This window comes from Burkholderia sp. Ac-20392, from assembly GCF_017104585.1.
GTDB classification, from domain to species: domain Bacteria; phylum Pseudomonadota; class Gammaproteobacteria; order Burkholderiales; family Burkholderiaceae; genus Burkholderia; species Burkholderia lata.
The window spans coordinates 1-8,240 of sequence record NZ_JAAGPB010000384.1; the positions used below are offsets into that span (position 1 = coordinate 1).

Here is an 8,240-nt window from a genome sequence, read left to right on the forward strand (position 1 = left end):
TGCCGAGCAACTGATGCGCCGCGGCGTGCCGTGCGCGCCGGTGCTCGGGCTCGATGCGGCGCTCGACCATCCGCATGTCGCGCATCGGCAGATGAAGGTCGAGCTGGGCCGGCATCGCGGTATCGCGTCGCCGATCAAGCTCGGCCGCACGCCGGCCACGTACCGGCGGCCGCCGCCCGCGCTGAACGAACACGCGGCCCAGGTGTTCGCCGACGCGACCGCCAACGACCACGACCGCGACCGCGACACGCGTCAGGACTGACCGGCATCACAGTCGCCGGCGCATGCCGCGCGCCCGACGCCGCCGCACGGCCACGCGTGCGGCCACGACCATTCGAACACCACGCCGGGCGCCTCATGGGCGCACCGGCTGAAAAGGAGACGCATCATGCTTGCATGGATCGGCGCGATCGCCATCGTCGCGCTGTTCGGCCTGATCATCACGAAACGGCTGTCGCCGCTCGTCGCACTGATCGTCGTGCCGGTGGCCGCGTCGCTCGCGGCCGGTTTCGGGCTCGCGACCGGCAAGTTCATCGTGCACGGCGTACAGAACATCGGCCCGATCGCCGGGATGTTCGTTTTTGCGATTCTTTTTTTCGGAATCCTCACTGACGCCGGGATGCTCGACCCGATCATCGCGGGCGTGCTGCGCGTGATCGGCTGCCATCCGCCGCGCATCGTGATGGGCTCGGCGCTGCTCGCGCTGCTGATCCATCTCGATGGCTCGGGCGCCGTCACGTTTCTCGTCACGCTGCCCGCGATGATGCCGCTCTATACGCGGCTCGGGATGGATCGCCGCATCCTCGCGTGCGTCGCGTCGATGGCGGCCGGCGTCAATTTCCTGCCATGGGTCGGGCCGATGCTGCGCGCGTCGGCGGCGCTGCACATTCCCGGTTCCGCGATCTTCATGCCGATGATTCCGGTGCAGATCGTCGGGCTCGTGTTCGTGTTCGGCACCGCCTACGTGCTCGGCGTGCGCGAGGCGAAACGGCTCGGGCTCGATCGTGCCGGTGCGGCGTCGCTCGCGATTGCGCCGCGTGCGCTGACCGATGCCGAGCGCGCGTTGCGCCGGCCGGCGCGCTTCCGGATCAATCTCGTGCTGACGCTCGTCGTGCTCGTCACGCTCGTGTCGGGCATCGTCGACCCGATGGTGATGTTCATGCTCGGCACGGTCGCCGCGCTCGTGATCAACTACCCGGACGTGCAGGCGCAGCGCGAGCGGATCGACGCGCATGCCAAGGCCGCGCTGATGATGGCGAGCGTGCTGCTCGCGGCCGGCGCGTTCACCGGCATCATGTCCGGCACCGGGATGCTGAAGGCGATGGCCGACGTGGTCGTCGCGCACGTGCCGGTCGAGCACGCGCGCCACATGCCGTTCGTGCTCGGGCTGCTGTCGATGCCGCTCAGCCTGCTGTTCGACCCCGATTCGTTCTACTTCGGCGTGCTGCCGGTGCTCGCGGAAAGCGCGAAGCTGCTGGGCGTACCGCCGATCCAGATGGCGCAGGCAGCACTGCTCGGCCAGATGACGACGGGCTTCCCGGTCAGCCCGCTCACGCCCGCGACGTTCCTGATCGTCGGCCTGACCGGCGTCGAGCTCGCCGAGCACCAGAAATTCACGATTCCGTTCCTGTTTGCGGCCACCGTGCTGATGGTGTTCGCGGCAGTGATCGTGGGCGTGTTTCCGTTGTGAGCGCCCGAGACCTGCCGCCTGGCATCAACGCGCCGAGAGGGCCATCCCGCAGCGGGACGCTCTTCGGAGCGGAAGCCTCGGCGCCACCGGGCGTTTTCCTTCTTGACAGCGGCGCGGCCGCTCAGCCTTTTCAGGAGAGCATTCCATGCAGTTCGACCTGACCGATGACCAGCGCGCGATCGAAAGCGCGATCGAGAAAATCTGCGCGCGCTTCGGCGACGACTACTGGCTCGAGCGCGATCGCGCGGGCGGGTTTCCGGCCGATTTCCACGCGGCGCTCGCCGAGGCCGGCTGGCTCGGCATCGCGATGGACCCGGCCCATGGCGGCGCCGGGCTCGGGATGACCGAGGCCGCGCTGATGATGCGCACGATCAGCGCATCGGGCGCCGGCCTGTCCGGCGCGTCGGCCGTCCACATGAACATCTTCGGGCTGAACCCGGTTCAGGTATTCGGCACCGACGCGCAAAAGGCGCGCTTCCTGCCGCCGCTGATCGCCGGGCGCGACAAGGCGTGCTTCGCGGTGACCGAACCCGATGCGGGCCTCGACACCACGCACCTCACCACGCAGGCGCGCCGCGACGGCGACCACTACGTGCTGAGCGGGCGCAAGATCTGGATCTCGACCGCGCAGGTCGCGAACAAGATGCTGATCATCGCGCGCACGACGCCGCTCGACCAGGTCGCGAAGCCGACCGACGGGCTGAGCCTGTTCTATACCGACCTCGACCGGTCGCGCGTCGAGGTGCGCGAGATCGAGAAGATGGGCCGCAAGGCGGTCGATTCGAACATGCTGTTCATCGACAACCTGCGCGTACCGGAAAGCGACCTGATCGGCAACGAAGGCGACGGCTTCCGCTATCTGCTGCACGGGCTGAATCCCGAACGGATCCTGATCGCCGCGGAGGCGATCGGGCTCGGGCAGGCCGCGCTGCGCCGCGCGACGCAGTACGCGTGCGAGCGCGTGGTGTTCGGCCGGCCGATCGGGCAGAACCAGTCGATCCAGCATCCGCTCGCGCAGGCGTGGATGCAGCTCGAGGCCGCGTGGCTGATGGTGATGAAGGCTGCGACGCGCTACGACGCGGGGCAGCCGTGCGGCGCGGAGGCGAATGCCGCGAAATACCTCGGCGCGGAAGCCGCGTTCCAGGCGTGCCAGACGGCGGTCGCGACGCACGGCGGGATGGGCTACGCGAAGGAATACCATGTCGAGCGCTACCTGCGCGAGTGTATGATTCCGAGGCTCGCGCCCGTGAGTCCGCAACTGATCCTGTGCTACATCGCGGAGAAGGTGCTCGGGCTGCCGAAGTCGTACTGACCGTACCGACCCGGCGGCCGGCCCGGTGCGCGGTTTCCCGTTCCGATTCAAGCGCTCGTCATGGACGTCAAACTCGTTGCCCGCACGCTCGACCTGTTCGAGCTGTTCGCCGCCGAACGGCGGCCGCTGCCGCTCACCGAACTCGCGCGCCTGCTCGACGTGCCGCCGTCGAGTTGTCTCGCGATGGCGCGCACGCTCGTGAGCCGCGGCTATCTGTACGAAGTGCGCAAGCGCGGCGGCTACTACCCGACGCGGCGCCTGCAGACCATCGCCATCGCGATCGACGCGACCGATCCGGTCGTCGACATCGTCCATCCGCATCTCGTCGCGCTGCGCGACGCGAGCCGCGAGACGGCCGTGCTCGGCAAGATCCAGGGGGTGTCCGTTACCTATCTCGACGTCGTCGAATCGGAGCAGGCGATCCGTTATACGCGTGCGCCGGGCGAGTTGCGCCCGCTGCATGCGAACTCGATCGGCAAGGCGATTTTCGCGGAACTGGACGGCGACGCGCAGCAGGCGCTCGGCGCGCAGTTGCCGTTCGAGCGCTTCACCGACGCGACGGTGGCGGACCTGCCCGCGCTCGTCGCGCAAACCGCCCGGTTTCGCGAACTCGGCTGGGCCGAGAACTTCGGCGAGAGCGCGCCCGAGCTGTCGGCGATCGCGGTCGCGCTGACGCTCGACGGCGACTGGTACGGGCTGTCCGTGGTCGGGCCGACCGAGCGGATTCGCCAGCATCGCGACAGGCATGCAGCGCTGCTCGTCGATGCGAAGGCCAGGCTGCTGGCCGAGCACGCGCGCGGCTGAAAGCGGGCAGGGTACTGCCGACCGGCGGGCCGTCCGCCGGCGATCCGGTCGCGATCGCCGTGAACGGCCCCTGATGCGCGAGCCGCGCGCCTAGCGACGGCCGCAATCCCGCATCACGATTTCACCCACACGCCGCCGGCACTCGGGTTGTCGCCTTGCGTCCACCATTTCGCGCAGTATTTCGCGCCCTGGTACATCACGCAGGTGCCGCCGGAATACGCGGTGGTCGCCGACCACGTGGCCGTGCCGCCGCCCACCGCCTTCCACACGGCGGCCTGGCCGGGTACGTCGCCCTGGGTCCACCATTGCGCCTGATAGGTCGTGCCCTGGTAGGTGACCGTCGCACCGGCCGTATAGACCTGGCCGGCCGCCCAGGGCGCGCCCGGCTGCGGCGTGCCGCCGTCCGAGCCGCCGCCGTAGTTCGGATCCTGCGTGACGCCCGCGCCCCACTTGCCGTCGAGCTGCTTGAAGATCGTCGCGAACGCGTACGGCTGCTGCGCGACGCCTGAGCAGGTCGGCGACGCAGACGTGCCGCCGGACGCGCACGCCTGGTCGCGGCCGACCGACCAGTTGCCGAAGAAGCCGTAGCCGTTGCCGACCGCCGCGTTCAGCACGCTTTGCGCATTTGCGAGCGTGAAGGTTTCGCCCTGCACGTCGTTCACGCCGATCATCGGCGTGACGCCGACCATCTGCCAGAGCTGGGCATTGGTCTTCGGCTGGCCCGCCGACTTGAAGGCCGTATCGAGTTGCGAGTACAGCGCCTGCGCGGCACTGATCGCGGCCGCGCCCATGTCGAGGTTCGCGGGGCCGTAATCCATCGCCATCACGTTCACCGCATCGAACACGGTCTGGTTCGAGATCGCCGCGTTGACGACGTTCAGGCCGTCCTGCGTGAGCCCGGTCGGCATCGTCGGCAGCGTCAGCGTGACGTGCAGCGGCTTGCCTTTCGCCGCATAGCTTGCCTGCAGTTGCGTGACCGCCTGGAAGTTGCGCGCGACCGCGGCCGTATCCAGCTGCGACACCCCTTCGATGTCGAAGTCGAGGTGCGTGAGGCCGTACGTGTCGATCACCGTCTGGTACGCGCTCGCCAGCGCGGGGACCGTCGTGCACGCCTGCATCAGCGGCGTGCCGTTCGCACCGCCGAACGACACGGCGACTTCGCCGCCTTTCGCGCGATAGCTCGCGATCGACGTCGACAGTGCGGTCAGCAGGCCGCCGCTCGCGCCGTTGCCGATCGGCTGCACGCCGCCCCACGACGGCACGCAACCGTTGCCCGCGACCACGAACGCGAGCGTGAACTGCTGGATGCCTTGCCGGACGCCGATCTGGTCGACGAGCGGCGTCGGATAGAGCGTCACGTCGACATAAGGCGCATAGACGCCTGCACCCTGGGACACGCTCGCCACTGCAAGAAGGCAACCCGCTGCAAGTGCGCGCGGGATGAAACGCGGCAACACATTGTTGTTCATTGTGTTCTCCAAGTGGAAGAGGGATACGCTGGCCCGCGTATCGCCGCCGGTCGGGCGACCGGGCATGCCCGGCCGACGGCGTGCCCATCTTGGAGGATTCGCATCGAATAGTGAATAGTCAGGAGTTCTTTTTGTTATTTGATTCCCGATACGTAACGATCTTGCCGATTCCACACAGTTCCGGAACGTGTGACGCGGGTGATTTTCCCGATCGATCGGGTGAGTGAGGCCCGACGCACTTCGCTCGTCGCGCTTCAAGCCGAGGGCGGCTGCGCAAGCGAGCGTGCCAGTGCGACGAAGCGCTCGACGCACACCGATGCGAACGGCTCGTTCCACGACACGATCTGCTCGACCGCGCGCGTGCCGGCGAGCGGCACGTAGACGACGCCCGGACGCTGCAGCGTCGCCGTGAAACCCGGCACGATCGCGATGCCGCGTTCGGCGGCCACCAGCGACACGAGCGTCGTGATCTGTGCGGCGGTCGCGCCGATCCGCGGCACGAATCCGGCTTGCGCACACAGGTCGTCCAGTGCAGCGGTCAATGCCGAGCCGTAACCGGGCGGAAAGGTGACGAAGGTTGCGTTCGCAAGCTCCGCAATGTCGACGCTTGCACGGCTCGCGAGCGGATCGCCGGCCGGCACGGCCGCGACGAGCGGTTCGCGCGACACGACGAGCGACGCCACCGGTACGCCGGGCGCACCGTTCCACGCCCAGCCGAAACCGATGTCCATCGCGCCGTCCGCGATCTGCTGGCGCTGGCTGGCGGTCGCCGCCTCGCGGAACGCGAGTTCGACGTCGGGCATCGTGCGGCTCGCGACGCGGATGACGTCCGGGAACGTGTCGGACATCGGAATCGAGCTCGCATAGCCGATCACGATCCGCCCGGCGATGCCTTGCGCGATCTTGCGCGCGCTCGCTTCGGCCTCGGCGGCCGCGCTGACGACGTTGCGCGCATGCTCGAGGAACGCGGCGCCTTCCGGCGTCAGCCGCACCGCGCGCGTCGAACGTTCGAACAGCCGGACGCCGAGCTCGCTTTCGAGGGCGGCGATATGGCGCGTCAGCGGCGGCTGCGCGACCCGCAGGCGCAACGCCGCGCGGCCGAAGTGCAGTTCGTCGGCGACGACCACGAAATAGCGGAGGCGGCGCAGGTCGAGCATTGTTGTCGTTCCGGTATCAATGGCGTTGAAAACGGTATTGGCGTGCACGCGGCGCACTCGTCAGACTGTCGGCATCGACGACCAGGCAGCTCCGATGAACGACAGGACCACGCGCATCGCGTTCTTTCTCTGCGGCTTCGCCGCGTTTCTCAATCTGTATTCGACGCAGGGCATCCTGCACGAACTCGCGGCCACCTTCGGCATCAGCGCCGAGCGTGCGGGGCAGGGCGTGAGCGCCACCACGACGGCCGTCGCCATTATCGCGCCGTTCGTCGGCGTGCTGGCTGCACGCATCGAGCGGCGCGTCGCGATCTCGCTCGCGGCGGTGGCCGTCGCGCTGCCGGTCGTGTGGTCCGCGCAGGCGGGCAGTTTCGCGTCGTTTCTCGGCGCGCGCTTTGCGGCCGGTCTCGTCATGCCGTTCGTCTTCGCGCTGTCGATCGCCTATATCGCCGAGCGCTTCGATCGCGGCACGTCGGCCGAGATCAGCGCGCTGTTCGTCGCCGGGACGACGCTCGGCGGTTTCGCCGGCCGCTTCGCGACCAACCTGATGACGTCGATGTGGGGCTGGCGGCATGCGCTCGACGTCGTCGCGGCGCTGTGTCTCGTAACTGGGGTCGCGATCTACGCGAGCCTGCCGGCGTCCGGTGTGATCGCTCGGCGCGCCGACCACGCTGCGGACGCCGGTGCGGGATCGTCGTGGCGCATCGTCACGTGCGGCCCGGTGCTCGCGTCGTTCGCGATCGGCGCATGCGTGCTCGCGTCGCAGGTCGCGACATTCACGTTCGTCGGCCTGCGCCTGGCCCGTGCACCGTTCGGTTTCGGCACGGTCGGGATCGGCGCGATCTATGCGGTGTTTCTGGTGGCGGTGGTCGTGACCCCGCTGGCAGGACGCCTCGCCCGGCATCGCGGCCCGCGCGCGCCAGGGCTGGCCTCGGCCGCGCTCGCAATCGGCGGGGCGCTGCTGACGCTGTCCGACAACGTGCCGGTGATCCTGGCCGGCCTTGCGCTCAGCTCGACCGCCGTGTTCGTCGAACAGGCGTCGGCCAACACGTTCATCTCGCAGGCGGCGTCGAGCGCGCGCTCGACGGCGATCGGCATCTACCTGTCCTGCTATTACTTCGGCGGCAGCCTAGGCTCGATCCTGCCGGTGCCCGGCTGGCATCGGTGGGGATGGGCCGGCTGCGTCGCATTCGTGGTCGCGGCACAGGCCATCGTCGGCGTGCTCGTGTACCGGTTCTGGCACGCCGACGGCGCAGCCGGCACCGCGCAGGCCGACGCACGCAGCGTCACGCCGGTGCGCTAACCGGGTTCAGCGATACCAGCGCGGCGTATAGACCCACTCGCGCGCGTTGCCGATCGCGAAGCGCCGCGTCGTCGACGAGCCGACGATCACCATCGTGCGCATGTCGACCTGGTCGCTGCGCAGCGCGCCGAGCGTCGTCGTCGTGAGCGTCGCACCCGACCGGCCGATGTCGCGGCCGAGCACGACCACCGTATCGGCGGTGCGGTGTGAGCGCACGACATCGAGCGCGCGATCGAGCTGCCATGGACGTGCGCGCGAGATCGGGTTGTAGAACGCCATCACCAGATCGGCCTGTGCAGCATGTCGCAGGCGCGTCTCGATCACCTCCCACGGTTTCAGGTTGTCCGACAACGAGATCGCGCAGAAATCATGGCCGAGCGGCGCACCGGCCTGCGCGGCCGTCGCGAGCGACGCCGAGATGCCCGGCTCCACGCGCAGGTCGACCGCGGCCCAGTGCGGATCGCGCGCTTCGTCGAGCGCTTCGAGCACGGCCGCGGCCATCGCG

8 protein-coding genes are annotated in these 8,240 nt (G+C 68.9%); 5 read left to right on the forward strand and 3 right to left on the reverse strand.

What is annotated here, in order from left to right; all coding sequences use genetic code 11:
- The 4 genes from G3N99_RS29550 to G3N99_RS29565 all read left to right on the forward strand — a co-directional run.
- On the forward strand, positions 1–262 hold a 262-nt coding region (locus G3N99_RS29550), incomplete at its 5' end, for a CoA transferase (protein ID WP_206124144.1).
- A gap of 126 nt (positions 263–388) precedes the next feature.
- A complete protein-coding gene (locus G3N99_RS29555; protein ID WP_206124145.1) occupies positions 389–1,690 on the forward strand; it encodes a citrate:proton symporter in 1,302 nt (433 codons plus the stop codon).
- Between the two features lie 145 nt (positions 1,691–1,835).
- Entirely contained in the window at positions 1,836–3,002 is a 1,167-nt protein-coding gene (locus tag G3N99_RS29560) for an acyl-CoA dehydrogenase family protein (RefSeq protein WP_206124146.1), read from the forward strand.
- Between the two features lie 60 nt (positions 3,003–3,062).
- Positions 3,063–3,806 (forward strand): IclR family transcriptional regulator, encoded by a 744-nt coding sequence (locus tag G3N99_RS29565; protein WP_206124147.1) that lies wholly within the window; start codon positions 3,063–3,065, stop codon positions 3,804–3,806.
- 113 nt (positions 3,807–3,919) lie between these two features.
- Here the strand turns inward: G3N99_RS29565 and G3N99_RS29570 are convergent, their stop codons facing one another.
- Together G3N99_RS29570 and G3N99_RS29575 are read right to left on the reverse strand one after the other, a co-directional pair.
- Complete coding sequence (locus G3N99_RS29570; protein WP_206124148.1) at positions 3,920–5,275, reverse strand: chitinase; 1,356 nt, start codon at positions 5,273–5,275, stop codon at positions 3,920–3,922.
- Between the two features lie 254 nt (positions 5,276–5,529).
- Positions 5,530–6,432 carry a LysR substrate-binding domain-containing protein gene (locus G3N99_RS29575; protein WP_174934139.1) on the reverse strand — a complete coding sequence of 301 codons (903 nt, stop codon included), beginning with the start codon at positions 6,430–6,432 and terminating at the stop codon, positions 5,530–5,532.
- A gap of 94 nt (positions 6,433–6,526) precedes the next feature.
- Between G3N99_RS29575 and G3N99_RS29580 the strand changes: the two genes are divergently transcribed.
- Positions 6,527–7,735, forward strand: coding sequence for an MFS transporter (locus G3N99_RS29580; RefSeq protein ID WP_241011914.1), 1,209 nt, complete (start codon positions 6,527–6,529; stop codon positions 7,733–7,735).
- Between the two features lie 6 nt (positions 7,736–7,741).
- Here the strand turns inward: G3N99_RS29580 and G3N99_RS29585 are convergent.
- A partial coding sequence (locus G3N99_RS29585) for a precorrin-3B C(17)-methyltransferase (protein ID WP_206124150.1) occupies positions 7,742–8,240 on the reverse strand: 499 nt, incomplete at its 5' end.

Excerpts from the sequence above, each read along its gene's own strand:
- G3N99_RS29560 (WP_206124146.1), top strand. The coding sequence starts at position 1,836 with ATGCAGTTCGACCTGACCGATGACCAGCGCGCGATCGAAAGCGCGATC.
- G3N99_RS29555 (WP_206124145.1), top strand. The coding sequence starts at position 389 with ATGCTTGCATGGATCGGCGCGATCGCCATCGTCGCGCTGTTCGGCCTG.
- G3N99_RS29575 (WP_174934139.1), bottom strand. The coding sequence starts at position 6,432 with ATGCTCGACCTGCGCCGCCTCCGCTATTTCGTGGTCGTCGCCGACGAA.
- G3N99_RS29580 (WP_241011914.1), top strand. The coding sequence starts at position 6,527 with ATGAACGACAGGACCACGCGCATCGCGTTCTTTCTCTGCGGCTTCGCC.
- G3N99_RS29570 (WP_206124148.1), bottom strand. The coding sequence starts at position 5,275 with ATGAACAACAATGTGTTGCCGCGTTTCATCCCGCGCGCACTTGCAGCG.
- G3N99_RS29565 (WP_206124147.1), top strand. The coding sequence starts at position 3,063 with ATGGACGTCAAACTCGTTGCCCGCACGCTCGACCTGTTCGAGCTGTTC.